This is a genomic window from Streptomyces sp. NPDC093795, from assembly GCF_044764665.1.
Classification (GTDB): domain Bacteria; phylum Actinomycetota; class Actinomycetes; order Streptomycetales; family Streptomycetaceae; genus Streptomyces.
On sequence record NZ_JBIWIO010000007.1, the window covers coordinates 98,887 to 124,521 of the forward strand.

Sequence of the window (25,635 nt, forward strand, 5' to 3'; positions counted from 1 at the left end):
CAGACGCCACCGACAGCGGGCAGAGCGAAGCCCGGCCGCCCCCAGGGGGCGCCGGGCTTCGGTCGCGTACAGCAGGGGCCTACAGGCCCGCGGCCTGCTTGAGGGCGTCCACGCGGTCCGTGCGCTCCCAGGTGAAGTCCGGCAGCTCGCGGCCGAAGTGGCCGTAGGCGGCGGTCTGGGAGTAGATCGGGCGGAGCAGGTCGAGGTCGCGGATGATCGCGGCCGGGCGGAGGTCGAAGACCTCGGCGATGGCGTTCTCGATCTTCTCGTTCTCGACGGTGTTGGTGCCGAAGGTCTCGACGAAGAGTCCGACGGGCTCGGCCTTGCCGATCGCGTAGGCGACCTGGACCTCGCAGCGCGCGGCGAGGCCGGCGGCGACGACGTTCTTGGCGACCCAGCGCATGGCGTAGGCGGCCGAGCGGTCGACCTTGGACGGGTCCTTGCCGGAGAAGGCGCCGCCACCGTGGCGGGCCATGCCGCCGTAGGTGTCGATGATGATCTTGCGGCCGGTGAGGCCGGCGTCGCCCATCGGGCCGCCGATCTCGAAGCGGCCGGTCGGGTTCACCAGGAGGCGGTAACCCTCGGTGTCGAGCTTGATGCCGTCCTCGACGAGCTGCGCGAGCACGTGCTCGACGACGAACTCGCGGATGTCGGGCGCGAGCAGCGACTCCAGGTCGATGTCGGAGGCGTGCTGCGAGGAGACGACGACCGTGTCGAGACGGACGGCCTTGTCGCCGTCGTACTCGATGGTGACCTGGGTCTTGCCGTCGGGGCGCAGGTACGGGATGGTGCCGTTCTTGCGGACCTCGGTCAGCCGGCGGGAAAGCCGGTGCGCGATGTGGATCGGCAGCGGCATCAGCTCGGGGGTCTCGTCCGACGCGTAGCCGAACATCAGGCCCTGGTCGCCCGCGCCCTGCTTGTCCAGCTCGTCCTCATCGCCCTCGACCCGCTTCTCGTACGCGGTGTCCACGCCCTGGGCGATGTCCGGGGACTGAGACCCGATGGACACCGACACGCCGCAGGAGGCGCCGTCGAAGCCCTTCTTCGAGGAGTCGTAACCGATCTCGAGGATCTTGTTCCGGACGAGGGTCGGGATGTCCGCCCACGCCTTGGTGGTCACCTCACCGGCGACGTGCACGAGGCCGGTGGTGATCAGCGTCTCGACGGCGACGCGCGAGGTGGGGTCCTCGCGCAGCAGCGCGTCGAGAATGGTGTCGCTGATCTGGTCAGCGATCTTGTCGGGGTGTCCCTCGGTGACGGACTCCGAGGTGAACAGACGACGGGACACAACGCTCCCTGGGGTTGCAGCGGCTGCTGGCTCTTCGTTGACGGACCGGCAGGGGGCTGCGCCCCAAGACGTTCCGTGGACAGTCTATCGGTCGTGGTCGGGCGATGGACCAGGTGTCTCGCCTGGCGAATGCCCTGGCCGGGTGAATCCGGCTCGTTCCGGTCTCTTCCGTCGTCAGGTCGTGGCGCGCAGTCGCGGCACGACCAGGTCCCAGACCGTCTCGGCGAGCGCTTCCTTCGGACCGTACGGTACGGGGGTCTCGGCGCCGTCCGAGGCGAGCACGACGGCCTCGTTCTCCTCGGAGCCGAAGGTCTTGCGCTCCCCCACCTCGTTGACGACGAGGAGGTCGCAGCCCTTGCGGCGGAGCTTCTCGCGTCCGTTGGCGAGGACGTCGTCGGTCTCGGCGGCGAAGCCGACGACGACCTGGCCCGGCAGGGCGCGGTCGGCGGCGAGCTCGGCCAGGATGTCGGGGTTGCGGACCAGCTCGACGGTGGGGGCGCCGCCGTCGTCCTTCTTCTTGATCTTCCCGGAGGCGTAGGCGGCCGGACGGAAGTCGGCGACGGCGGCCGCCATGACCACCGCGTCGGCGTCGGCGACGGCCTTGAGCACGGCCTCGCGGAGCTGGAGCGCGGTGCCGACGTGGACGACGTCGACGCCGGCCGGGTCGGGGATGCCGGTGTTGGCCTCGACGAGGGTGACCCGGGCCCCGCGGGCGGCGGCGGCCCGCGCGAGGGCGTAGCCCTGCTTCCCGGAGGAGCGGTTGCCCAGGTAGCGGACGGGGTCGAGGGGCTCGCGGGTGCCGCCCGCGCTGACCACGACATGACGTCCGGCGAGGTCGGGGGCGACGGTGCCGCGGCTGAGGATCCTCCGGCAGACCTCGAAGATCTCCGCCGGGTCGGGCAGTCGACCCTTGCCGGTGTCGACGCCGGTGAGGCGGCCCACGGCGGGTTCGATGACGACGGCGCCGCGGCGGCGCAGGGTCGCCACGTTCTCCTGGGTCGCCAGGTGCTCCCACATCTCGGTGTGCATGGCGGGGGCGAAGACGACGGGACAGCGCGCGGTCAGCAGCGTGTTGGTGAGCAGGTCGTCGGCGAGGCCGTGGGCGGCCTTGGCGAGCATGTCGGCGGTGGCGGGGGCGACGACGACGAGGTCGGCGCCCTGGCCGATCCGCACGTGCGGCACCTCGTGGACGGTCTCCCACACCTCGGTCGAGACCGGGTGGCCGGAGAGCGCGGACCAGGTGGCCTCGCCGACGAAGTGGAGGGCGGAGTCGGTGGGGACGACGCGCACGTCGTGACCCGACTCGGTCAGCCTCCGCAGCAGCTCGCACGCCTTGTAGGCGGCGATGCCGCCGCTGACGCCCAGAACGACCTTCGGCTTGGCCACGACTGTCACAGCTCCCCTGGGGAATCGGATGCGTACGACTTCATGAGACACCACAGGCCCGGCGGATGTTCCGCCGGGCCTGTGGTGACAAGCGTTACAAGTGCTACGTGCTTACTGAGCCGGGCCCTCGATGGCCTCGGACGTCAGCAGACCCGCGTTGATCTCGCGCAGGGCGATCGAGAGCGGCTTCTCGTGGACGTGGGTGTCGACCAGCGGACCCACGTACTCCAGCAGGCCCTCGCCGAGCTGGGAGTAGTACGCGTTGATCTGACGCGCGCGCTTGGCCGCGTAGATCACGAGGCTGTACTTCGAGTCCGTGGCCTCGAGCAGCTCGTCGATCGGCGGGTTGATGATGCCCTCGGGCGCGGTGATGGAAGAGGACACGCTCTACCTTCCGAAGATGGGAACCAGGGATCATTCCCCAGAAGTCAACAGCATCAACGTTAGCAGCTCACGTGCGACGTCCTCGACGGAGGTGTTGACAAGGGTGGTGTCGAACTCCGACTCGGCGGCCAGTTCGACCTTCGCGGCCGCCAGCCGGCGCTCGATCACCTCGGCCGACTCGGTGCCGCGCCCGGTGAGGCGGCGGACCAGCTCCTCCCAGCTCGGCGGGGCCAGGAAGACCAGCTGCGACTCGGACATCGAGTCCTTGACCTGGCGGGCGCCCTGGAGATCGATCTCCAGGAGCACGGGCTCGCCGGCGTCGAGGCGCTCGTGAACGGCGCCCCGCGGGGTGCCGTATCGGTTGCCCGCGAACTCGGCCCACTCGAGGAGCTCACCGTTGGCGATCAGCTTGTCGAACTCGTCGTCCGTCACGAAGAAGTAGTGGACGCCGTGCTTCTCGCCGGGGCGGGGCTTCCGTGTCGTCGCCGACACCGAGAGCCAGACCTCGGGGTGGACCTTGCGCATATGAGCGACGACCGTGCTCTTGCCGACCCCTGAGGGGCCGGAGAGCACGGTCAGCCGCGGACGTACCTCTGCTGCCATGCAGCGATTATTCCAGTGGTTCACCCCCGCTTGCGCAGGGAGGACGCCGCATGCCGGAAATGTCCCGGAAAGTCAGGCGCCGGTGCTGCCGAACTCGCGCTCCAGGGAGGCGATCTGGTTGGAGCCGAGACCGCGCACCCGGCGGCTCTCGGAGATGCCGAGGCGCTCCATGATCTGCTTGGCGCGGACCTTGCCCACGCCGGGGAGCGACTCGAGCAGCGCGGAGACCTTCATCTTGCCGATGACGTCGTTCTCCTGGCCGGTCTTGATGACCTCGTGAAGAGAGGCGCCGGAGTGCTTGAGTCGATTCTTGACCTCGGCCCGCTCCCGGCGAGCCGCGGCGGCCTTCTCGAGCGCGGCTGCGCGCTGTTCAGGGGTAAGGGGCGGAAGAGCCACGCCTACGTCACCTCGGATGTCGATCTGTCGGATACGGACCGGTGAGGAACCCAGTGCCCCACACCAGTGGAGCAACGAACAACGCAGGGGGCGTTGAACGCCTGCTCTGCCCCGGAGACTAGCGGCCGAGGCCGCTCCAGTCAGCGAGAACAGCGGAAAAGTCCTGGTCAGCATCGACCGACCGGGACTTTTCCGGCATAACGACCCGGTTTTGCGCCAAGTTTTCGTCAAGGAGTGAGACGGCCCGGTGAGACGGTTCGTCTCACCGGGCCGAAACAGCTCCGAAACGAGGGCGCTCCGGCTCCCACCTGCGGATTACCCGCGGAGCCCGTTACGCGCCGACGGCCGCGCGGATCTCGTCCGCGTACCGGAGAGCCGAGTCCCGCAGGGCGGTCGCGTCCGGACCGTGCCGCAGGACCCCGCGGCTGACGTTCGGGACGACGTTGCCGACCGCGGCGCCGAAGACGGCGGGGAGGTCGGCCGGGGTCGCGCCCTGGGCGCCGATGCCGGGGGCGAGGAGGGGGCCGTTGATGTCCAGGTCGAACGAGGACAGGTCGCCGAGGGTGGCGCCGACGACCGCGCCGAAGGAGCCCATCGGGGTCTCCCCCGCGTTCTCGGCGGCGAGGTGGGCCAGCATGGTCGCGCCGATCGTGCGGCCGGCCGGGTCGTCGGTGCGGACCGCCCGCTGGACCTCCGCGCCCTCCGGGTTGGAGGTGAGGGCCAGGACGAAGAGGCCGGCGCCGGACTCGCGGGCCAGGTCGACGGCCGGCTTCAGGGAGCCGTAGCCGAGGTACGGGGAGACCGTGAGCGCGTCGGAGAAGAGCGGGGAGCCCTCGCGCAGGAAGGTCTCGGCGTACGCGGCCATGGTGGAGCCGATGTCACCGCGCTTGGCGTCCATGACGACGAGGCCGCCCGCGGCGCGCAGATCGGCGACGGCGCGCTCCAGGACGGCGATGCCCCGCGAGCCGAAGCGCTCGAAGAAGGCGGACTGCGGCTTGAAGACGGCCACGGTGTCCGCGAGCGCCTCCACGACGGTGAAGGTGAAGCGTTCGAGACCGGCGATGTCGTCGGTCAGGCCCCAGGAGTCGAGGAGGGCGCCGTGCGGGTCGATGCCGACGCAGAGCGGGCCGCGCTCGTCCATGGCGGAGCGCAGCCGGGTACCGAAGGAGAGGGTCACTTGGCGGCCTTTCGGTTGTCGGCGCCGACGGCCTCGGCGAGGGTGGCGTACGGGGAGGCGGCGAGGCGCGCGGCGAGGCCCTTGTGGATCGCGCGGGCGTAGAACGGGCCCTCGTAGATGAAGGCGCTGTAGCCCTGGATCAGGGTGGCGCCGGCCAGGATGCGCTGCCAGGCGTCCTCGGCGTTCTCGATGCCGCCGACGCCCACGAGGACCAGGCGGTCGCCCACGCGCGCGTGGAGGCGGCGCAGGACGGCGAGGGAGCGCGCCTTGACGGGTGCGCCGGAGAGGCCGCCGGTCTCCTTGATCAGGGCCGGGTCGGACGCCAGGCCGAGGCCCTCGCGCGCGATGGTGGTGTTGGTGGCGATGATGCCGTCGAGACCGAGCTCGAGGGCGAGGTCGGCGACCGCGTCGACGTCCTCGTCGGCCAGGTCCGGGGCGATCTTGACCAGGAGCGGGACGCGGCGGTCGGTGACCGTGCGGTCGGCCGCTTCCCGTACGGCCGTGAGGAGCGGGCGCAGGGATTCGGTGGCCTGGAGGTTGCGCAGGCCGGGGGTGTTCGGCGAGGAGACGTTCACGACCAGGTAGTCGGCGTGCGCGGCGAGGCGCTCGGTCGACTTCACGTAGTCGGCGGCGGCGTCGGCCTCGGGGACGACCTTGGTCTTGCCGATGTTGACGCCGACGACGGTCCTGAACACCGGTACGCGCGCGTGGAGGCGTTCGGCGACGGCGGCGGAGCCCTCGTTGTTGAAGCCCATGCGGTTGATCAGGGCGCGGTCCGGGACGAGCCGGAAGAGGCGCTTCTTGGGGTTGCCGGGCTGGGCCTCGCCGGTGACCGTGCCGATCTCGACGTGGTCGAAGCCGAGCATCGACATGCCGTCGATGGCGACGGCGTTCTTGTCGAAGCCGGCGGCGAGCCCGAAGGGGCCGTGCATCCGCAGGCCCAGGGCCTCGGTGCGCAGCTCCTTGTGGCGGGGCGCGAGGACGGCGGCGACGAAGGTCCGGAGCACGGGGACGCGGGCGGCGAGCCGGATCCAGCGGAAGGCCAGGTAGTGGGCCTTCTCGGGGTCCATCCGCTTGAAGACGAGGTCGAAGAAGAACTTGTACATGTGGGGAGTCCAGGTGTGCTCATGAAGAGGGGGACACCGCGGTACTGCCGGTGTCCCCCTCCTCCGTACGGGCTGCTAGTCGCGGGCAGCGGTCAGTTGCTCCGCGTGCTCCTGGAGCGAGCGGACGCCGACGTCGCCGCGGTTGAGCGCGTCGATGCCCTGGACGGCCGCGGCGAGCGCCTGGACCGTGGTGAGGCAGGGGACGCTGCGGGCCACGGCGGCCGTACGGATCTCGTAGCCGTCGAGGCGGCCGCCGGTGCCGTACGGGGTGTTGACGATCAGGTCGACCTGGCCGTCGTGGATGAGCTGGACGATCGTCTTCTCGCCGTCGGGGCCCTCGCCCTCGCTCAGCTTGCGCACGATCGTGGCGTTGATGCCGTTGCGCTTGAGGACCTCGGCGGTGCCGGAGGTGGCGAGCAGCTCGAAGCCGTGGGCGACGAGCTCGCGGGCCGGGAAGATCATCGAGCGCTTGTCGCGGTTGGCGACCGAGATGAACGCGCGGCCCTTGGTGGGCAGCGGGCCGTAGGCGCCGGCCTGCGACTTGGCGTATGCCGTGCCGAAGACCGCGTCGATGCCCATGACCTCGCCGGTGGAGCGCATCTCCGGGCCGAGGACGGTGTCGACGCCGCGGCCGTGCACGTCGCGGAAGCGCGACCACGGCATCACGGCCTCCTTGACGGAGATCGGCGCGTCGAGCGGCAGGGTGCCGCCGTCGCCGGTCTTCGGCAGCAGGCCCTCGGCGCGCAGCTCGGCGACGGTGGCGCCGAGCGAGATGCGGGCGGCGGCCTTGGCGAGCGGGACGGCGGTCGCCTTCGAGGTGAAGGGGACGGTCCGGGAGGCGCGCGGGTTGGCCTCCAGGACGTAGAGGATGTCGCCGGCCATCGCGAACTGGATGTTGATCAGACCGCGCACGCCGACGCCCTTGGCGATGGCCTCGGTGGAGGCGCGCAGGCGCTTGATGTCGAAGCCGCCGAGGGTGATCGGGGGCAGGGCGCAGGCCGAGTCGCCGGAGTGGATGCCGGCTTCCTCGATGTGCTCCATGACGCCGCCTAGGTAGAGCTCGTGGCCGTCGTAGAGCGCGTCGACGTCGATCTCGATGGCGTCGTCGAGGAAGCGGTCGACCAGGACCGGCCGGGTGGGGCTGATCTCGGTGGACTCCGCGATGTACGACTCGAGGCGGGCCTCGTCGTACACGATCTCCATGCCGCGGCCGCCGAGCACGTACGACGGGCGTACGAGGACGGGGTAGCCGATCTCGTCGGCGATGGCCTTGGCGCCGGCGAAGGTGGTCGCGGTGCCGTGCTTGGGGGCGGGGAGCCCGGCCTCGGCGAGGACCTGGCCGAAGGCGCCGCGGTCCTCGGCGGCGTGGATGGCCTCGGGGGAGGTGCCGACGACCGGCACGCCGTTGTCCTTGAGCGCCTGCGCCAGGCCCAGCGGGGTCTGGCCGCCGAGCTGGACGACGACACCGGCGACGGGTCCGGCGAGGGTCTCGGCGTGGACGATCTCCAGCACGTCTTCCAGCGTCAGCGGCTCGAAGTACAGACGGTCGGAGGTGTCGTAGTCCGTCGAGACGGTCTCCGGGTTGCAGTTGACCATCACGGTCTCGTAGCCGGCGTCGCTCAGGGCGAAGGAGGCGTGGACGCAGGAGTAGTCGAACTCGATGCCCTGGCCGATGCGGTTCGGGCCGGAGCCCAGGATGATCACCGCGGGCTTCTCGCGCGGGGCGACCTCGCTCTCCTCGTCGTACGAGGAGTAGAAGTACGGGGTCTTGGCGGCGAACTCGGCGGCGCAGGTGTCGACCGTCTTGTAGACCGGGCGGACACCGAGGGCGTGCCGGACCTCGCGGACGACGTCCTCGCGCAGGCCGCGGATCTCGGCGATCTGGGCGTCGGAGAAGCCGTGGCGCTTGGCCTCGGCGAGGATCTCCGGGTGGAGCTTCTCGGCGGCGGCCAGCTCGTCGGCGATCTCCTTGATCAGGAAGAGCTGGTCGACGAACCACGGGTCGATCTTCGTGGCGTCGAAGACCTCCTCGGGGGTGGCCCCGGCGCGAATGGCCTGCATGACGGTGTTGATGCGGCCGTCGGTCGGGCGGATCGACTCGCGGAGGAGTTCGGCCTTGTCGCCGGGCTCGCCGACGAAGGTGAACTGCGAGCCCTTCTTCTCCAGGGAGCGCAGGGCCTTCTGGAGCGCCTCGGTGAAGTTGCGGCCGATCGCCATGGCCTCGCCGACCGACTTCATGGTCGTGGTCAGCGTGGAGTCGGCGGAGGGGAACTTCTCGAACGCGAAGCGCGGGGCCTTGACGACGACGTAGTCGAGCGTGGGCTCGAAGGACGCCGGGGTCTTCTCCGTGATGTCGTTGGGGATCTCGTCCAGCGTGTAGCCGACGGCGAGACGGGCCGCGATCTTCGCGATCGGGAAGCCGGTCGCCTTGGAGGCGAGCGCCGAGGAGCGGGAGACACGCGGGTTCATCTCGATGACGATGATCCGGCCGTCGACCGGGTCGATCGCGAACTGGATGTTGCAGCCGCCGGTGTCGACGCCGACCTCGCGGATGATCGCGATGCCGATGTCGCGCAGCCGCTGGTACTCGCGGTCGGTGAGCGTCATCGCCGGGGCGACGGTGATCGAGTCACCGGTGTGGACGCCCATCGGGTCGAAGTTCTCGATGGAGCAGACGACCACGACGTTGTCGTTCTTGTCGCGCATCAGCTCCAGCTCGTACTCCTTCCAGCCGAGGATGGACTCCTCCAGGAGCACCTCGGTGGTCGGGGAGAGCGTGAGGCCCTGGCCGGCGATGCGGCGCAGCTCGTCCTCGTCGTGGGCGAAGCCGGAGCCGGCGCCGCCCATGGTGAAGGAGGGGCGGACGACGACGGGGTAGCCGCCGAGGGTGTCGACGCCCTTGATGACGTCGTCCATCGTGTGGCAGATGACCGAGCGGGCGGACTCGCCGTACCCGATCTTGGCCTTGACGGCCTCGACGACACCCTTGAAGAGGTCGCGGTCCTCGCCCTTGTTGATGGCCTCGACGTTGGCGCCGATGAGCTCGACGCCGTACTTCTCCAGGACGCCCTGCTCGTGCATGGAGATCGCGGTGTTGAGCGCGGTCTGGCCGCCGAGGGTGGGCAGGAGGGCGTCGGGGCGCTCCTTGGCGATGATCTTCTCGACGAACTCGGGGGTGATCGGCTCGACGTAGGTGGCGTCGGCGATCTCCGGGTCGGTCATGATCGTGGCCGGGTTGGAGTTGACCAGGATCACCCGCAGGCCCTCGGCCTTGAGGACGCGGCAGGCCTGGGTACCGGAGTAGTCGAACTCGGCGGCCTGACCGATGACGATCGGGCCGGAGCCGATGACCAGGACGGACTGGATATCGGTGCGCTTAGGCACGCTCGGCCTCCATCAGCGTTACGAAGCGGTCGAAGAGGTACGCGGCGTCGTGCGGGCCCGCGGCCGCCTCGGGGTGGTACTGGACGGAGAAGGCCGGCTGGTCGAGCAGCTGGAGGCCTTCCACGACGTTGTCGTTCAGGCAGACGTGGGAGACCTCGGCGCGCCCGTAGGGCGTGTCGGAGACCTTGTCGAGGGGCGCGTCGACGGCGAAGCCGTGGTTGTGCGCGGTGACCTCGACCTTGCCCGTGGTGCGGTCCTGGACGGGCTGGTTGATGCCCCGGTGGCCGTACTTCAGCTTGTAGGTGCCGAAGCCGAGGGCGCGGCCGAGGATCTGGTTGCCGAAGCAGATGCCGAAGAGCGGCGTCCTGCGCTCCAGGACGGCCCGCATGACGGCGACGGGGCCGTCGGCGGTGGCGGGGTCGCCGGGGCCGTTGGAGAAGAACACTCCGTCGGGCTGGACGGCGTAGATGTCCTCGACGGTGGCGGTGGCGGGGAGCACGTGCACCTCGATGCCGCGCTCGGCCATCCGGCGCGGGGTCATGCCCTTGATGCCGAGGTCGACGGCGGCGACGGTGAACTTCTTCTCACCGATCGCGGGGACGACGTACGGCTCCTTGGTGGCGACCTCGGCGGCGAGGTTCGCGCCCTTCATCTGGGGCTGGGCCTTGACCTTGGCGAGCAGGGCCTCCTCGCGGACGCCCGTCCAGGCGTCGCCGGAGAAGATGCCGACGCGCATGGCGCCGCGCTCGCGCAGGTGGCGGGTGAGGGCGCGGGTGTCGATGCCGGAGATGCCGACGACGCCCTGGCGCTCCAGCTCCTCGTCGAGGGTGCGGGTGGCGCGCCAGTTGGAGGAGACGCGGGCGGGGTCGCGGACGACGTAGCCGGAGACCCAGATGCGGCCGGACTCGGGGTCGTCGTCGTTGACGCCGGTGTTGCCGACGTGCGGGGCGGTCATGACCACGACCTGGCGGTGGTACGACGGGTCGGTGAGGGTCTCCTGGTAGCCGGACATGCCGGTGGAGAACACGGCCTCGCCGAAGGTCTCCCCCACGGCCCCGTAGGCGCGGCCGCTGAAGGTGCGGCCGTCCTCCAGGACGAGTACGGCGGGAACCTTCACGGCTCCCCTGGTGGAGGTCGTCATCGTGCGATGCCTTCCGTCGTGTTGATCATGGAGTTGATGGTCTCGACCCAGGCGGTGTGCTCGGCCGCCCGGTCGGACCGGAAGCCGGAGTCGAGCAGCTTGTCGCCGTGCGTCCAGGTGACGATCAGCAGACCGCCCTCGGCGAGGACCTTGCCGGCGATGCCCTTGTCGAGGCGGGCCTCGCGCAGGGCCTCGGCCGGGACGAAGAAGTCGTTCGCCCCGGGGCGTACGACCGCGAGTCCGGCGTCGGTGAGCGTGAGCTCGACGCGGCTGCGGGTGCCGAGGCCGTGGGCGACGATCCGGTCGAGCCACTGCCCGGCGGTGGTGGACCCGTGGTAGCGCCCGCTGAGAGTCAGTTTCGCCGGACCGGCCGGCCGGGGCGCGGTGGGAAGCTCGGGCAGGTCCGACTGGAGGCTGCCGCGCCACTTCCAGCCCTGGCGCATCAGCCAGTACACGAAGGCGATGAAGAGCAGCAGTCCGGCGACCCAGCCGAGCCGTCCGGCCCAGTCGGTCACCTCCGCCGACTTCTGTTCGGCGCCTGCGGCGATTGCGATGAGTGGTGTCACGCCAGCTTCCCGTCCACGACCGTTGCCCGGCCCCGCAGGATGGTGTGGGTGACGCGTCCCGGCAGCTCACGGCCCTCGTAGGGGGTGTTACGGCTGCGGGAGGCGAAGTCCGCGGGGTCCACGACTCCACGGTAAGCCGGATCGACCAGCGTCAGGTTCGCGGGCTCACCTGCCGAGACGGGTCGTCCGTGGCCCTTGGCCCGTCCGATGCGGGCGGGCGCGAAGGACATGCGGTCGGCGACGCCGGCCCAGTCGAGGAGTCCGGTCTCGACCATCGTCTGCTGCACGACGGAGAGCGCGGTCTCCAGGCCGACCATGCCCATGGCGGCCGCGGCCCACTCGCAGTCCTTGTCCTCGTGCGGGTGCGGGGCGTGGTCGGTGGCGACGATGTCGATCGTGCCGTCGGCGAGCGCCTCGCGGAGCGCGAGGACGTCCTTCTCGGTGCGCAGCGGCGGGTTGACCTTGTAGACCGGGTTGTACGAGCGGACCAGCTCGTCCGTGAGGAGGAGGTGGTGCGGGGTGACCTCGGCGGTGACGTCGATGCCGCGGGACTTGGCCCAGCGGACGATCTCGACGGAGCCGGCGGTCGAGAGGTGGCAGATGTGGACGCGGGAGCCGACGTGCTCGGCGAGGAGGACGTCGCGGGCGATGATCGACTCCTCGGCGACGGCCGGCCAACCGCCGAGGCCGAGCTCCGCGGAGACGATGCCCTCGTTCATCTGGGCGCCCTCGGTGAGGCGGGGCTCCTGGGCGTGCTGGGCGACGACGCCGCCGAAGGCCTTCACGTACTCCAGGGCGCGGCGCATGATGACGGCGTCGTCGACGCACTTGCCGTCGTCGGAGAAGACGGTGACGCCGGCGGCGGAGTCGTGCATGGCGCCGAGCTCGGCGAGCTTCTTGCCTTCGAGGCCGACGGTGACGGCGCCGATGGGCTGTACGTCGCAGTAGCCGTGCTCCTGGCCGAGCCGGTAGACCTGCTCGACGACTCCGGCGGTGTCGGCGACCGGGTGGGTGTTGGCCATGGCGAAGACGGCGGTGAAGCCGCCGGAGGCGGCGGCGCGGGTGCCGGTGAGGACGGTCTCGGAGTCCTCGCGGCCCGGCTCGCGCAGGTGGGTGTGGAGGTCGACGAGGCCGGGCAGCAGGATCTGGCCGTCGGCCTCGATCACGGTGGCGCCCTCGGCGGACAGGTCCGTACCGACCTCGGCGATGGTCTCGCCGTCGATCAGGACGTCCTGGACGGCGCCGCCCAGCACCTGCGCACCACGGATAAGGATCTTGCTCATGGTTACTTGTTCTCCTCGGTGCGGGTGTGGGTGACGGCGGAGTCGTTGCCGCCCAGAAGCAGGTAGAGGACCGCCATCCGGATGGAGACGCCGTTGGCGACCTGCTCGACGACCGTGCAGCGGTCGGAGTCGGCGACCTCGGCGGTGATCTCCATGCCGCGGACCATGGGGCCGGGGTGCATGACGATGGCGTGCTCGGGCATCTTCGCCATCCGCTCGCCGTCGAGCCCGTACCGCCGCGAGTACTCGCGCTCGGTCGGGAAGAAGGCGGCGTTCATCCGCTCTCGCTGCACACGCAGCATCATGACCGCGTCGGACTTCGGCAGCACGCGGTCGAGGTCGTACGAGACGTCGCAGGGCCAGGTCTCGACGCCGACGGGGACCAGGGTGGGCGGGGCCACCAGGGTGACCTCGGCGCCGAGGGTGTGCAGCAGGTCGACGTTGGAGCGGGCGACCCGGCTGTGCAGGACGTCGCCGACGAGCGTGATCCGCTTGCCCGCCAGGTCCTGGCCGAGTCCGGTGTCCCGGCCGACCAGGCGGCGGCGCATGGTGAAGGCGTCCAGGAGGGCCTGGGTGGGGTGCTGGTGGGTGCCGTCGCCGGCGTTGACGACGGGGGCGTCGATCCAGCCGGAGGTGGCGAGGCGGTACGGGGCGCCGGAGGCGCTGTGCCGGATGACGACCGCGTCGACGCCCATGGCCTCCAGGGTCTGCGCGGTGTCCTTGAGGGATTCGCCCTTGGAGACGCTGGAGCCCTTGGCCGCGAAGTTGATCACGTCGGCGGAGAGGCGCTTCTCGGCGGCCTCGAAGGAGATCCGGGTCCGGGTGGAGTCCTCGAAGAAGAGGTTGCAGATGGTCCGGCCGCGCAGGGTCGGCAGCTTCTTGATGGGCCGGTCGGCCACCCGGGCCATCTCCTCGGCGGTGTCGAGGATCTGGACGGCGTCGTCGCGGGTGAGGTCGGCGGCCGAGATGAGGTGACGCATCATCGGGGTGTCTCTCCGTGGTGGGGAGTGTGAGGGCGTGCGGGGGCGCAGGAAGGTGCCCGGGCCCCGCGGGGGAAGCCGGTCCGGTCAGGCGGAGGGCCTGGAACCGAGCAGGACGGTGTCGCGACCGTCCTCCTCGGCGAGCTGGACCTTGACCGTCTCCCGCAGCGACGTGGGGAGGTTCTTGCCGACGTAGTCGGCTCGGATCGGAAGCTCGCGGTGGCCCCGGTCGACGAGGACGGCGAGCTGGACGGCGCGCGGACGGCCGATGTCGCCGAGGGCGTCGAGGGCGGCGCGGATGGTGCGGCCGGAGAAGAGCACGTCGTCGACGAGGACGACCAGGCGGCCGTCGATGCCGTCACCGGGGATGTCGGTGCGGCCGATGGCGCGCGCCGGCTTCATCCGCAGGTCGTCCCGGTACATGGTGATGTCGAGGGACCCGACCGGGATCTTGGTGCCGGTGATCGATTCGAGCTTCTCGGCGAGCCGGCGGGCGAGGTAGACACCGCGGGTGGGAATGCCGAGGAGGACCACGTCGTCGGCGCCCTTGGCGCGCTCGACGATCTCGTGTGCGATGCGGGTGAGGACCCGCGCGATGTCGGGGGCCTCGAGAACGGGCCGCGCGTCATCGCCGTACTGCTGCTGGGTGTCCATGAAGAAACGGACCTCCTTCTCCGCCTCACGGGACGGCTCTTAAAGGACGTCGGATTTGCGCCGTCAACGATACCAGGGACGTACGGGCGCCTCGCCCGCACCCCGGTCGCCACTCCGCGCGCCGTCCCCCGGGAGGGGGCGGTACGGACCTTTCGGCTTGACGGGTAGGTGTAACGCTGCGTAACCTCACAGTGAGTTACCAGCCGCGCGGCGCAGCCGCATGTCGTCACAGCGTCCGGGAGCGTTATGTCCAGCGAATACGCAAAGCAGCTCGGGGCCAAACTCCGCGCCATCCGCACCCAGCAGGGTCTCTCCCTCCACGGGGTGGAGGAGAAGTCCCAGGGGCGCTGGAAGGCCGTCGTGGTCGGCTCGTACGAGCGCGGTGACCGCGCGGTGACCGTGCAGCGTCTTGCCGAGCTGGCCGACTTCTACGGGGTGCCGGTGCAGGAGCTCCTGCCGGGCACGACCCCGGGCGGGGCCGCCGAGCCGCCGCCGAAGCTGGTCCTGGACCTGGAGCGGCTCGCGCACGTCCCGCAGGAGAAGGCGGGCCCGCTCCAGCGCTACGCGGCGACGATCCAGTCGCAGCGCGGCGACTACAACGGCAAGGTGCTGTCGATCCGTCAGGACGACCTGCGCACCCTCGCCGTCATCTACGACCAGTCCCCCTCGGTCCTCACCGAGCAGCTGATCAGCTGGGGCGTCCTCGACGCGGACGCGCGCCGCGCGGTCGCCCACGAGGAGAACTGACCCCTTACGGGGGCACAGCAGAAACGTACCGCCGGGCCCCTGGACGTCATCCGACGTCCAGGGGCCCGGCGCTTTTCGCGGCACCACCCGGAGCCCGGCACCCGTCACGCCGAGGAAGCCGAAGGGGCCCGCAGCACGAGTGCTGCGGGCCCCTTCGGCCGCCGGTGACGTCCGACGTCTACGGACTCAGACGTCGGCGTCCCGGCGCAGACGCGGCTTCAAGTCCTTGAAGCGCGCCAGCAGACCGTTGACGAAGGTCGGGGACTCGTCCGTGGAGAACTCCTTGGCGAGCTGCACCGCCTCGTCGATCGCGACGGCGTCCGGCGTCCCGTCCTCCCAGATCAGCTCGTACGCGCCGAGGCGCACGATGTTCCGGTCGGCGACGGGCATCCGGTCGAGGTCCCAGTCCACCGCGTAGGTCGCGATGAGCTCGTCGATCCGCGCCACGTGGGCCGCGTACCCCTCGACCAGCTGCATGGTGAAGTCGCTCACCGGCGGCTGACGGTCGTCCGACCGCGCGTGCCGGACCTGGTCCGCGAGGACCTCCTGGACGGAGGCATCACGCTGGTCGGCCTCGAAGAGGATCTGGAAGGCGCGCTTGCGGGCCTTGCTCCGAGCGGCCACGGTTAGTCGTTCACCCGGCCGAGGTAGTCGCTGGTCCGCGTGTCGACCTTGACCTTCTCACCGGTGGTGATGAAGAGCGGGACCTGGATCTCGTGACCGGTCTCCAGCTTGGCGGGCTTGGTGCCGCCGGTGGAGCGGTCGCCCTGGACGCCCGGGTCGGTGTGCTCGATCGTCAGCACGACGGCGGCGGGGAGCTCGACGTAGAGCACCGAGCCCTCGTGCTGCGCGACGGAGGCGGTGAAGCCCTCGATCAGGAAGTTGGCGGCGTCGCCGACGGCCTTGCGCTCGACCATCAGCTGGTCGTAGGTCTCCATGTCCATGAAGACGAAGTAGTCGCCGTCCATGTAGGAGAACTGCATGTCGCGGCGGTCGATGGTGGCCGTCTCGACCTTCACACCGGCGTTGAAGGTCTTGTCGACGACCTTGCCGGACAGCACGTTCTTGAGCTTGGTGCGCACGAAGGCCGGGCCCTTGCCGGGCTTGACGTGCTGGAACTCGACGACGGACCAGAGCTGGCCGCCTTCGAGCTTGAGCACCATGCCGTTCTTGAGGTCGTTCGTGGAAGCCACGGTTGCGGAATCTCCTGGACTGACGTGGGACCGGGGAGGCGTACGCGCCCTACAGCGCGAGCAGCTCCTTGGTCGTGATGGTGAGTAGCTCGGGTCCGCCGTCCGCCTCCTGGCGTACGACGAGCGTGTCATCGATCCGGACACCGCCCCGGCCCGGGAGGTGGACCCCCGGTTCGACGGTGACCGGCACACAAGCGTCCAGTTTACCCATGGCCGAGGGTGAGAGCTGCGGGTCCTCGTCGATTTCGAGCCCCACCCCGTGCCCGGTGAGGGGTACGGCGGCCTCCGCGTGCCCCGCCGCGTCCAGGATCTGGCGGGCCGCCCGGTCCACGTCGCGGTATCCGGCGCCCGGTACGAGCGACTCCCGGCCGGCCCGCTGAGCGGCGAAGACGAGCTCGTACAGCTCGATCTGCCAGTCGGCGGGGGTCGTGCCGATGACGAAGGTACGGCCGATCTCGCAGCGGTAGCCCCGGTAGTCGGCGCCGAGGCAGACGGAGAGGAAATCCCCCTCCTCGACCCGGCGGTCGGTGGGCCGGTGGCCACGCCGTCCGGAGTGCGGGCCGGTCGCCACCGAGGTCGGGAAGGCGGCGCCGTCGGCGCCGTGGTCGACGAGCCGCCGCTCCAGCTCCAGGGCGAGGTGGCGTTCGGTCCGGCCCACCAGGATCGACTCCAGGAGCTCCCCGAGGGCCTGGTCGGCGATCTCGGCGGCGATCCGGAGACAGGCGATCTCGTCCTCGTCCTTGACGATCCTGAGCTGCTCGACGGCGCAGGCGAGGTCGGCGAGGCGCAGTCCCGGCGTGACGGCGCCCATGGCCCGGTGCCGGGCCACGGTCAGGTCGTGTTCCTCGACGGCGAGCGCGTCGGCGCCGGCCCGGCGGGCGTGGTCGACGGCGGCGACGGCCGGATCGCCGCCGCCCGTGGGCAGGACCTGCCGGCGGAGCAGTTCGTCGAGCCGTCCGTCGGCCGGCTCGACGCCGGGAGCGACGGGGCAGAGCAGGACGTCCGCGTCCGGCTCGGGACCGACGAGGAGGACGGCGCCGGGAGGCGAACCGCCCGCCAGGTAGCGGACGTTGGCGGGGCGGGAGACCAGGGCCGCCGGGCTGCCCGCGGCCGCGCACCGATCGCGCAGCCGTACACGGCGGTCCGCATACACCTCTGACATGCTCCGAGCGTACGAGGAGCGGGCCGCGGTGGCCTGTTCTGGACGGCCGACCGGGCACCGCCGGGGGTCACCAGGTGGGCGGGCTTGCGATCGCGCGGGCCAGGACGTCGTCGAGGACGCGGGCGGTGGTCTCGACGTCGTACGTGGAGTTGTCGATGATCGGCAGGCCCGAGCCGTACCAGCCGGCCATCCGGCCGTGGATGGCGGCGACCTCCTCGTCCGAGAGGCGCCGGTTGCCGCTGCGCTCGGCGTTGCGCTCCAGGACGACCTCAAGGCCGGGCAGGAGCACGACGGGGAGCAGGCCGGGGCCGACATGGCGCTTCCAGCCGCCGAGGCCGACGACGGGCCGGTCGGGGAAGACGGCGTCGTCGACGATGCAGGAGATGCCGTTGGCGAGGAAGTTGCGCGCGGCGAAGCCGCAGGTGCGGCGGGCGAGCCGGTACTGCGCCTCGGAGTGCTCGTTCCAGCCGGACTGGGGGTCGGCGAAGCCGGAGCAGACCCACTCGCGTACGTCGTCGAGGCTGATGTGCGCGGTGGGCACGCGGCGGCGCTGCGCCCAGTGGCGGGCGACGGTCGTCTTGCCGGCGCCTGCGGGCCCGATGAGCAGGACGGCGAGGGTCGCCCCGCCCGTACCGACGCCGTGCTCCCCGGGGGGCGCGAGCGGCGCGCTCACGGGCGGCAGCGGCACATGGCCGGTGAGGTCCGCGCGGTGGGGGCCTCCGCCGGGATGCGGTGAGCCGCCCGGGTACCGCGACCCGTCGGAGGGCGGCGGAACGGCTCCGGGGGCGCCCCAGCCGGGCGCTCCCGGCTGGGCGGGTGGCGCGGACTGCGGGGACGGCGCCCCGTGCGGAGGCCTGGGCCCGCCGGGCTGCACGGTCGGGTGCACCCCGAGCCGGGGCCCGGCCGACGGGCCCTGATGCGGGGCACCCGCCGGAGGCGGCGGCACGTGCGGACGCGCGCCCGGGGCGGAGGCCCCTGCCCCGGAGACGGGTGCTTGGCCAGGGCCTTGGCCGGGGCCGGGGCCCTGGCCGGGGCCTTGGCTGGGGCCGGGGCCCTGGCCGGGGCCTTGGCCGGGGCCTTGGCCGGGGCCTTGGCCGGGGCCGGGGCCCTGACCGAGCCCTATGCCCTGGCCGGGGCCGGGGCCTTGGCCGATCCCGATGCCGGGGCCGGGGCCCTGGCCGAGGCCGGAGCCCTGGGGTCCCTGACCCTGGCCCTGGCCCGACAGGGAACCCTGGCCGGGTGCCTGGCCCGGTTGTTCGGGCGGTGGCAGCGGACCCCCCACTGCGTGCTGCATCCGGTGCCACTCCGTCTCGTACGCCTGATGTATCCGGTGCGCCGGAACGTTACCGCCCCCGGCCCCCACAAGGGGAACGGCCGGGGACGCCCCCTGGTGCCCTGTCAGCCGGCCAGTTCCTCGGCGAGCGCCCGCAGGGCGAGCCGGTAGGAACCGATGCCGAACCCCGCGACCGTCCCGGTCGCCACGGCCGCGACGACCGAGGTGTGCCGGAACTCCTCCCGGGCGTACGGGTTCGAGATGTGGACCTCGATCAGCGGGGCGGTCCGCTGGGCGGCGGCGTCCCTCATCCCGTACGAGTAGTGCGTGAACGCCCCGGGGTTGATGACCACCGGGACCGAGCCGTCCGCCGCCTCGTGGAGCCAGCGGATCATCTCGCCCTCGTCGTTCGTCTCCCGTACCTCGACGTCGAAACCGAGTTCCGCGCCGAGGGTGCGGCAGGACTCGACGAGCCCCTTGTAGGAGGTGGCGCCGTAGATGTCGGGCTCGCGCGAGCCGAGCCGCCCCAGGTTGGGGCCGTTGAGCACCAGAACCGGACGGGGCTCGCTCACGCGGACACCTCGCCGTACGCAGCGATCAGGACCGCCGGGTCCGGGCCCTCCAGGACGGTCGGCTTGCCGATCCCGTCGAGGACGATGAAGCGCAGCAGGTCGCCGCGGGACTTCTTGTCGACCCGCATGGTCTCCAGGAGCTTGGGCCACTGGTCACCGCGGTAGGTGAGCGGCAGTCCGACGGACTCCAGGATCGCGCGGTGCCGGTCGGCGGTCGCGTCGTCGAGCCGCCCGGCGAGCCGGCCGAGCTCGGCGGCGAAGACCATGCCGACGGAGACGGCGGCGCCGTGGCGCCACTTGTACCGCTCGTTCTTCTCGATGGCGTGGGCGAGCGTGTGGCCGTAGTTGAGGATCTCGCGGCGGCCGGACTCCTTGAGATCGCCGGAGACGACCTCCGCCTTCACCTTGATCGAGCGGACGAGCAGCTCGGCGGTGTGGGGGCCGGCCGGGGTGCGGGCGGCCTGCGGGTCCTCCTCGATGAGGTCGAGGATGACCGGGTCGACGATGAAGCCGGCCTTGATGATCTCCGCGAGACCGCTGACGTAGTCGTGCACCGGCAGCGAGTCGAGCGCCGCCAGGTCGCAGAGGACGCCGGCCGGCGGGTGGAAGGAGCCGACGAGGTTCTTGCCCTCGGCGGTGTTGATGCCCGTCTTGCCGCCGACGGCGGCGTCGACCATCGCCAGGACCGTGGTGGGTACGGCGATCCAGCGCACACCCCGCAGCCAGGTCGCGGCCACGAAGCCGGCCAGGTCGGTGGTGGCGCCGCCGCCGACGCCCACGATGACGTCGCTGCGGGTGAAGCCGGTCTGGCCCAGCGCCTTCCAGCAGTAGGCGGCGACCTCGATGGTCTTGGCCTCCTCGGCGTTCGGCACCTGGATGGCGACCGTCTCGTAGCCCTGGTCGGCGAGGTCCGCGCGGAGCGCCTCACCCGTGTCGGCGAGCGCCTCCGGGTGGATCACGGCGACCCGCTTGGCCTGGGTGCCGATCAGCCCGGGGAGCTCACCGAGCAGCTGCCGGCCGACCAGCACCTCGTACGGATCCGTGCCCGCGCTGCCCGCGACCTGGATACGGGTCACTGCCTGGTCCGTCGTCATGCGTCCTTCTTCAGATCCAGTGCCGCGAGGACCGCGTCCGCGACCTCTTCGGGGGTGCGGTCGTCGGTGGTGACGACGGTCCGCGCGACTTCGGTGTACAGGTGGCGGCGTGCCTCCATCAGCTCGCGCCACTGGCGGCGCGGGTTGACGGCGAGCAGCGGCCGCGCGGTGTTGAGGCCGACGCGCCGGACCGCCTCGTCGACGTCCATCGAGAGGTACGCGACGGGCAGCCCGGCGAGCAGGGAGCGGGTCCCGGCGTCGAGGACCGCGCCGCCGCCGAGGGCGAGGACGCCCTCGTGTTCGGCGACGGCCGTGGCGACCGCGGCCCGTTCCAGGGCGCGGAAGTGGTCCTCGCCGTCCTCGACGAAGATGTCGGAGATCTCGCGTCCCTCGGCGGCGACGATGTCGGCGTCGGTGTCCCGGTAGGGCGCGCCGAGCCGTTCGGCCAGGAGCGCGCCCACCGTGGACTTGCCGGAGCCCATGGGCCCGACGAGGACGACCAGGGGGCCGGCGGTCACCGGATGCGCAGGTTCTCGAGGTACGACCGCACGTTGCGGCGGGTCTCGGGGACGCTGTCGCCGCCGAACTTCTCGACGACGGCGTCCGCGAGGACGAGCGCGACCATGGCCTCGGCGACGATGCCGGCGGCGGGGACGGCGCACACGTCGGAGCGCTGGTGGTGGGCCGCGGTGGCCTCGCCGGTGGCGACGTCGACGGTGGCGAGGGCGCGCGGGACGGTCGCGATCGGCTTCATCGCGGCGCGGACGCGCAGCAGCTCACCGGTGGTCAGACCGCCCTCGGTGCCGCCGGAGCGGCCGGAGGTGCGCCTGAGGCCTTCGTCGGTCTTCACGATCTCGTCGTGGGCCTGGGAGCCGGGCACGCGGGCGAGGTCGAAGCCGTCGCCGACCTCGACGCCCTTGATGGCCTGGATGCCCATGAGGGCGGCGGCGAGCCGGGCGTCGAGGCGCCGGTCCCAGTGGACGTGCGAGCCGAGGCCGACGGGCACGCCGTACGCGAGGACCTCGACGACGCCGCCGAGGGTGTCGCCGTCCTTGTGGGCCTGGTCGATCTCGGCGACCATCGCCTTCGACGCGTCGGCGTCGAGGCAGCGGACCGGGTCGGCGTCGAGCTTCTCGACGTCGGCGGGGGTCGGGTAGACGCCGTAGGGCGCCTTGGCGGCGGCCAGCTCGACGACGTGGGAGACGATCTCGATGCCGGCGGCCTCCTTGATGAAGGAGCGGGCGACGGCGCCGAGGGCGACGCGGGCGGCGGTCTCCCGGGCGCTGGCGCGCTCCAGGATCGGCCGGGCCTCGTCGAAGCCGTACTTCTGCATGCCGGCGAGGTCTGCGTGCCCGGGACGCGGCCGGGTCAGCGGCGCGTTACGGCCGGTCTCCTTGAGCTCGGAGGGGTCGACGGGGTCGGCCGACATGACCTTCTCCCACTTCGGCCACTCCGTGTTGCCCACCATGACGGCGATCGGGGAGCCGAGGGAGAGGCCGTGCCGGACGCCACCGAGGAAGGTGATCTCGTCCTGCTCGAACTTCATCCGGGCGCCGCGCCCATAGCCGAGACGCCGCCGCGCGAGGTGGTCCGCCACCAGCTCAGTGGTGACCGGGACGCCGGCGGGAAGACCCTCCAGCGTCGCGACCAGCGCGGGTCCGTGGGATTCCCCAGCGGTCAGCCAACGCAACCTGCTCAACGATGCTCCTCATGCTCGCGCCTGGGCACTGCGACGACGCGGCCGGGTGCGCGGCCCTGGCCCGCCACCCCCGATCCTCCCACGTCCGGGGCGTCCACCTGGTCGCCGGTCCAGCTATCGGACGCGGGTCTCGTCCTCCTGGACGGTCTCCTCGGCCTCCGGGGTGGCGGTGGAGCGTTTCCGCAGCCAGGAGAGGAAGCCGTACGCCACGGTCGAACCGAAGAGGGCGAGGACGGTGTACCGCACCCAGGCGGGCAGGTCGCTGAAGAACCCCACGTACAGAAAGCGCACCACGTCGAAGGCCGCGTCCCACTTGGACGCCAGCACCAGTTCCCCGCTCATGTCCCCCGTACTTCCCCCTGCGGCGCCGGTCGGTCCCCGGCGCCGGTCGCAGCCTACCGGGCGGCCAGCGCCCGCTCCCCCGCCGCCCGCATCGCGGCGAGCGGCGCCCGCGGTACGCCCGTCATCTGCTCGACCTGGAGGACGGCCTGGTGGACGAGGAGGTCGAGGCCGCCGACCACCTTCCCGCCGCGGTCGGACCAGGCCGCGGCGAGCGCGGTCGGCCAGGGGTCGTACAGGACGTCGAAGAGGGTGCCGACGGTGTCGGGGACGCCGGCCGCCAGGGCGTTCGTGGTGCCGGCCGGGGTGGTCGCGATGATCAGCGGGGCGGCGAAGGCCTCCGCCGCGTCGTCCCAGTCGGCGGTACGGACGTCCACGCCGAGCCGCTCGCCCCAGCCGCGCATCTCCTCGGCGCGCGCCTCGCTCCGTACGTACGCGGTGACGGGGCCCGCGCAGATCCGGGCGAGCGCGGCGAGCGCGGAGGAGGCGGTGGCGCCGGCGCCGAGGATCGCCGCCGACTCCACCTTCTCGACGTTCCGCTCGCGCAGGGCGGCGATCATGCCGGGGATGTCGGTGTTGTCGCCGACGCGCCGGCCGTCCTCACGGAGGACGACGGTGTTCACCGCCTCGACCGAGGCCGCCGTGTCGCTGATCTCGTCGAGCAACGGGATGATCGCCCGCTTGAGCGGCATGGTCAGCGAGAGCCCTGCCCAGCTGTCGTCCAGCTCGCCGACGAAGCCGGGCAGCCCGGCCTCGTCGACCTCGAAGCGGTCGTACGACCAGTCGTCGAGGCCCAGCTCGGCGTACGCGGCCCGGTGCAGGACCGGGGAGAGCGAGTGGGCGATCGGCGAACCGAGGACGGCCGCGCGGCGACCGGCCTCACTGGTTCGTGTTGGCATTGAACTTGTCCCTCAGCTTGTTGTGCTCCGTCAGCGTCTTGGCGAACTCGGTCTTGTTCATGCCGTCCGTGGCCACGAAGTAGATCCAGCCGTCGTTCGTGGGATTGAGCATGGCGGCGAGCGCCTCGTTGCCGGGGTTGCTGATCGGTCCCGGCGGCAGACCCTTGTACTTGTACGTGTTGTACGGGTCGGTGTTGGTCTGGGTCTCCTTCTCGGAGATCTTGATCTCGCTCTGACCCTTCAGGTAGTTGAGGGTCGAGTCGAACTGAAGCAGCTGGAACGTCTCCTGGTTGTCGGGCTGAAGGCGGTTGTAGACGACCTCCGCCATCTTGCGGAAGTCGTCGTGCGTCTTGCCCTCCGCCTGCACCAGGCTCGCGACCGTGACGAGGTCCCAGGGCCCCTTCAGGCCGTGCTCCTTCGCCTTCGCCTCCAGGTCGAGCTTCATGTACTCCTGGTTCGCGCGCGAGACCATCTTGCGGAGCGCGTCCTCGGGCTTGCTGTTCTTCGCCACGGGGTACCTGGCCGGGAAGAGGAATCCTTCCAGCGGGTCCTTGACGTCCTGGTGCCCCTTGGCCCAGTCGGGCAGGCCGAGCGAGTCCGCCTTCGTGCGGGCGATGTCCTTCGTGGTGCCCGGCTTGAGGCCGAGGCGCTTGTCGAGGGTGTCGTACACCCAGACGTTGCGCTTGCCCTCGGGGATGACGAGGTTGGCCTGGCTCACCGGGTTGAGCATCAGCGCGACCGCGCTCTCCGCCGACATCTCCTTCTTCAGCGTGAAGACGCCCTCCTGGATGGAGTTGCCCTTGGGGTTCTTCTGCTGAGCCGAGACGAAGGCGTCGACGCTCTTCACCACGCCGGCCTGCTTGAGGATGTTGCCGATCTGGGTCCCGAGGGCGCCCCTCGGGATCTCGACCTGGACCTCGCCGGTGCCGCCGCCCGCGAAGTCCGGGGCCTCACCGAACTGACCCTGCCAGAACTGGTAGCCGAAGTAGCCGACGCCGCCGACGCCGCCGGCCAGGACGAGCGCGACGACCAGGCAGGCGACGCCGTTCTTGCCTTTGCGTTTCTTCGCTTTGCTCCGGCGTTCGCGGTCGTCGCCGCGCGAGCCACGGCCGGAGGCCGGCTCGTCGTCGTACTCGTCGTCCGGGTCGTCCTCGCCGGTGAAGAAGGGGTGCTTCTCCTCCTCCGGCTCCGGGCGGGTCTCTTCCTCAGGCGCCCAGTCGATCACCGGCTCCGGCGGGTTCTGCCGGTGGCCGGGAGGCTGGGGCGGCGGGTACGCCTCGGGGGTGCCGTAGAGATCGGGGTTGTGGCCGCCGTACGGATCGGCCGGGGGCGTGCCGTAGGCCATCGCCGCCTGGCTCGTCTCCCAGCTGCCGTCGTACTGCTGTCCGAGGTGCCCGGGCGTGTCGTAACCGCCCGGGTACCCCGTCGCGTACTGCTGCTGTTCGTACGACTGCTGGTACTGGTGCGCCTGCTGCTGGTACTGCGGATCGGCGTATTCCTGCGGCTGCTGCTGCTCGTACTGCTGCGCGTGCTGCTGCTGGTACGGGTCGCCCTCGTACCCCTGGCCGCCTTGAGTTCCCTGGCCGTACGGGTCCTCGTAGCCCTGTCCGCCGTGCCCGTACTGGCTCGCCTGCTGCGGATCCGGGTAGTACTGCTGCTGGCCCTCCCACCCCTGGTCCCCGTAGAGCGGGTCCCCGGGGTGCCACGGTTCGGAGCCGGGGCTCCGGCCATACTCAGTCATCGATCCCCAAAACAGCCGCGAGGCTTCCGGACGATCCGCCTCTACGTAGTGCGGCAGCTGTTCGAACACCGCCGCATCGCGCGGAACGTTACCGTATCGCGATCAGATGACCACTTCGACGCCCTCACCGGGCGGATTACCTGATACCCGTTCGGACTCAAGAGCGTTCTGCAGGATGATCACAGCGGCGGCCTGGTCGATGACGGACCGGCCCTTCTTCGCCTTCACGCCCGAGGCGCGCAGGCCCTGCGTGGCCGTCACGGTCGTCATGCGCTCGTCGACCAGGCGGACGGGCACGGGGGCGATCCCGCGCGCCATCTCCACGGCGAAGGCACGGACCTTGGTCGCGGCCGGGCCCTCCCGCCCGCTGAGCGAGCGGGGCAGGCCCACGACGACCTCGATCGGCTCGTACTCCTCGACGATCTGGCGGAGCCGCCGGTGGGCGGCCCGGACGTCACGTCCCGGCACGGTCTCCACCGGCGTGGCGAGGACCCCGTCGGGGTCGCACGAGGCGACCCCGATCCGGGCGTCCCCGACGTCCACCGCGAGACGGCGGCCGCGGCGCATC

Annotated in this window: 26 protein-coding genes; 1 reads left to right on the forward strand and 25 read right to left on the reverse strand. The window is 71.3% G+C overall.

All coding sequences use genetic code 11. The features are described from left to right. Positions 1 to 79: 79 nt before the first annotated feature. From metK to pyrR, 13 genes are all read right to left on the reverse strand, one after another. Positions 80 to 1,288: a methionine adenosyltransferase gene (metK, locus tag ACIRB7_RS20050; protein ID WP_351216155.1), complete on the reverse strand. Its 1,209-nt coding sequence runs from the start codon at positions 1,286 to 1,288 to the stop codon at positions 80 to 82. Between the two features lie 174 nt (positions 1,289 to 1,462). Next, positions 1,463 to 2,674, reverse strand: coding sequence for a bifunctional phosphopantothenoylcysteine decarboxylase/phosphopantothenate--cysteine ligase CoaBC (gene coaBC / locus ACIRB7_RS20055; RefSeq protein WP_403600195.1), 1,212 nt, complete (start codon positions 2,672 to 2,674; stop codon positions 1,463 to 1,465). A 111-nt stretch (positions 2,675 to 2,785) separates the two neighbouring features. Beyond that, a complete protein-coding gene (rpoZ, locus tag ACIRB7_RS20060; RefSeq protein WP_005319902.1) occupies positions 2,786 to 3,058 on the reverse strand; it encodes a DNA-directed RNA polymerase subunit omega in 273 nt (90 codons plus the stop codon). Positions 3,059 to 3,088: 30 nt separating this feature from the next. Then, positions 3,089 to 3,661: a guanylate kinase gene (gene gmk / locus ACIRB7_RS20065; RefSeq protein WP_403600198.1), complete on the reverse strand. Its 573-nt coding sequence runs from the start codon at positions 3,659 to 3,661 to the stop codon at positions 3,089 to 3,091. A gap of 72 nt (positions 3,662 to 3,733) precedes the next feature. Beyond that, on the reverse strand, positions 3,734 to 4,057 hold the full coding sequence (locus tag ACIRB7_RS20070) for an integration host factor (protein ID WP_030204477.1): 324 nt from the start codon (positions 4,055 to 4,057) through the stop codon (positions 3,734 to 3,736). 331 nt (positions 4,058 to 4,388) lie between these two features. Further along, positions 4,389 to 5,234, reverse strand: coding sequence for an orotidine-5'-phosphate decarboxylase (gene pyrF, locus ACIRB7_RS20075; protein WP_403600201.1), 846 nt, complete (start codon positions 5,232 to 5,234; stop codon positions 4,389 to 4,391). After that, a complete protein-coding gene (locus tag ACIRB7_RS20080) occupies positions 5,231 to 6,340 on the reverse strand; it encodes a quinone-dependent dihydroorotate dehydrogenase (RefSeq protein ID WP_403600203.1) in 1,110 nt (369 codons plus the stop codon). The genes pyrF and ACIRB7_RS20080 overlap by 4 nt, the downstream gene beginning before the upstream one ends. A gap of 75 nt (positions 6,341 to 6,415) precedes the next feature. Then, positions 6,416 to 9,724 carry a carbamoyl-phosphate synthase large subunit gene (gene carB, locus ACIRB7_RS20085; protein WP_403600206.1) on the reverse strand — a complete coding sequence of 1,103 codons (3,309 nt, stop codon included), beginning with the start codon at positions 9,722 to 9,724 and terminating at the stop codon, positions 6,416 to 6,418. Next, complete coding sequence (carA, locus tag ACIRB7_RS20090; RefSeq protein WP_403600209.1) at positions 9,717 to 10,865, reverse strand: glutamine-hydrolyzing carbamoyl-phosphate synthase small subunit; 1,149 nt, start codon at positions 10,863 to 10,865, stop codon at positions 9,717 to 9,719. The genes carB and carA overlap by 8 nt, the downstream gene beginning before the upstream one ends. After that, positions 10,862 to 11,431 carry a hypothetical protein gene (locus ACIRB7_RS20095; protein ID WP_403600212.1) on the reverse strand — a complete coding sequence of 190 codons (570 nt, stop codon included), beginning with the start codon at positions 11,429 to 11,431 and terminating at the stop codon, positions 10,862 to 10,864. Before ACIRB7_RS20095 ends, carA begins: the two co-directional genes overlap by 4 nt. Then, positions 11,428 to 12,714 carry a dihydroorotase gene (locus ACIRB7_RS20100; protein ID WP_403600214.1) on the reverse strand — a complete coding sequence of 429 codons (1,287 nt, stop codon included), beginning with the start codon at positions 12,712 to 12,714 and terminating at the stop codon, positions 11,428 to 11,430. The genes ACIRB7_RS20095 and ACIRB7_RS20100 overlap by 4 nt, the downstream gene beginning before the upstream one ends. A 2-nt stretch (positions 12,715 to 12,716) precedes the next feature. Further along, positions 12,717 to 13,697 (reverse strand): aspartate carbamoyltransferase catalytic subunit, encoded by a 981-nt coding sequence (locus tag ACIRB7_RS20105; RefSeq protein ID WP_351216173.1) that lies wholly within the window; start codon positions 13,695 to 13,697, stop codon positions 12,717 to 12,719. Positions 13,698 to 13,781: 84 nt separating this feature from the next. After that, positions 13,782 to 14,348: a bifunctional pyr operon transcriptional regulator/uracil phosphoribosyltransferase PyrR gene (gene pyrR / locus ACIRB7_RS20110; RefSeq protein WP_403600217.1), complete on the reverse strand. Its 567-nt coding sequence runs from the start codon at positions 14,346 to 14,348 to the stop codon at positions 13,782 to 13,784. Between the two features lie 246 nt (positions 14,349 to 14,594). Here pyrR and bldD point away from each other — a divergent pair, with 246 nt between their 5' ends. Then, the gene (gene bldD / locus ACIRB7_RS20115; RefSeq protein ID WP_015032294.1) at positions 14,595 to 15,095 is read left to right on the forward strand and encodes a transcriptional regulator BldD; all 501 of its coding nucleotides are present in this window, start codon (positions 14,595 to 14,597) and stop codon (positions 15,093 to 15,095) included. A 186-nt stretch (positions 15,096 to 15,281) separates the two neighbouring features. On the opposite strand, the gene nusB is transcribed toward bldD, so the two are convergent. The 12 genes from nusB to ruvX all read right to left on the reverse strand — a co-directional run bounded on the left by nusB (position 15,282) and on the right by ruvX (position 25,634). After that, complete coding sequence (gene nusB / locus ACIRB7_RS20120) at positions 15,282 to 15,719, reverse strand: transcription antitermination factor NusB (RefSeq protein ID WP_403600220.1); 438 nt, start codon at positions 15,717 to 15,719, stop codon at positions 15,282 to 15,284. Positions 15,720 to 15,721: 2 nt separating this feature from the next. Beyond that, the gene (gene efp / locus ACIRB7_RS20125; RefSeq protein WP_073818654.1) at positions 15,722 to 16,288 is read right to left on the reverse strand and encodes an elongation factor P; all 567 of its coding nucleotides are present in this window, start codon (positions 16,286 to 16,288) and stop codon (positions 15,722 to 15,724) included. A 49-nt stretch (positions 16,289 to 16,337) separates the two neighbouring features. Next, positions 16,338 to 17,450, reverse strand: coding sequence for an aminopeptidase P family protein (locus ACIRB7_RS20130; RefSeq protein WP_403600223.1), 1,113 nt, complete (start codon positions 17,448 to 17,450; stop codon positions 16,338 to 16,340). A 67-nt stretch (positions 17,451 to 17,517) separates the two neighbouring features. Further along, a complete protein-coding gene (locus tag ACIRB7_RS20135; protein ID WP_403600226.1) occupies positions 17,518 to 18,396 on the reverse strand; it encodes an AAA family ATPase in 879 nt (292 codons plus the stop codon). 452 nt (positions 18,397 to 18,848) lie between these two features. After that, positions 18,849 to 19,295 (reverse strand): type II 3-dehydroquinate dehydratase, encoded by a 447-nt coding sequence (gene aroQ / locus ACIRB7_RS20140; RefSeq protein ID WP_403600229.1) that lies wholly within the window; start codon positions 19,293 to 19,295, stop codon positions 18,849 to 18,851. Continuing rightward, positions 19,292 to 20,389 (reverse strand): 3-dehydroquinate synthase, encoded by a 1,098-nt coding sequence (aroB, locus tag ACIRB7_RS20145; protein ID WP_403600232.1) that lies wholly within the window; start codon positions 20,387 to 20,389, stop codon positions 19,292 to 19,294. The genes aroQ and aroB overlap by 4 nt, the downstream gene beginning before the upstream one ends. After that, positions 20,386 to 20,907 (reverse strand): shikimate kinase, encoded by a 522-nt coding sequence (locus ACIRB7_RS20150; protein WP_403600235.1) that lies wholly within the window; start codon positions 20,905 to 20,907, stop codon positions 20,386 to 20,388. The genes aroB and ACIRB7_RS20150 overlap by 4 nt, the downstream gene beginning before the upstream one ends. After that, a complete protein-coding gene (gene aroC / locus ACIRB7_RS20155; RefSeq protein ID WP_403600238.1) occupies positions 20,904 to 22,088 on the reverse strand; it encodes a chorismate synthase in 1,185 nt (394 codons plus the stop codon). The genes ACIRB7_RS20150 and aroC overlap by 4 nt, the downstream gene beginning before the upstream one ends. A 114-nt stretch (positions 22,089 to 22,202) precedes the next feature. Continuing rightward, positions 22,203 to 22,430 carry a hypothetical protein gene (locus tag ACIRB7_RS20160; protein ID WP_403600241.1) on the reverse strand — a complete coding sequence of 76 codons (228 nt, stop codon included), beginning with the start codon at positions 22,428 to 22,430 and terminating at the stop codon, positions 22,203 to 22,205. A gap of 53 nt (positions 22,431 to 22,483) precedes the next feature. Further along, positions 22,484 to 23,326, reverse strand: a complete 843-nt coding sequence (locus tag ACIRB7_RS20165) for a shikimate dehydrogenase (protein WP_403600245.1) — start codon at positions 23,324 to 23,326, stop codon at positions 22,484 to 22,486. Next, positions 23,307 to 25,067: an endolytic transglycosylase MltG gene (gene mltG / locus ACIRB7_RS20170; RefSeq protein ID WP_403600248.1), complete on the reverse strand. Its 1,761-nt coding sequence runs from the start codon at positions 25,065 to 25,067 to the stop codon at positions 23,307 to 23,309. The genes ACIRB7_RS20165 and mltG overlap by 20 nt, the downstream gene beginning before the upstream one ends. Before the next feature lie 102 nt (positions 25,068 to 25,169). Next, positions 25,170 to 25,634, reverse strand: a complete 465-nt coding sequence (gene ruvX, locus ACIRB7_RS20175) for a Holliday junction resolvase RuvX (RefSeq protein ID WP_030204525.1) — start codon at positions 25,632 to 25,634, stop codon at positions 25,170 to 25,172. Position 25,635 lies beyond the last annotated feature (1 nt).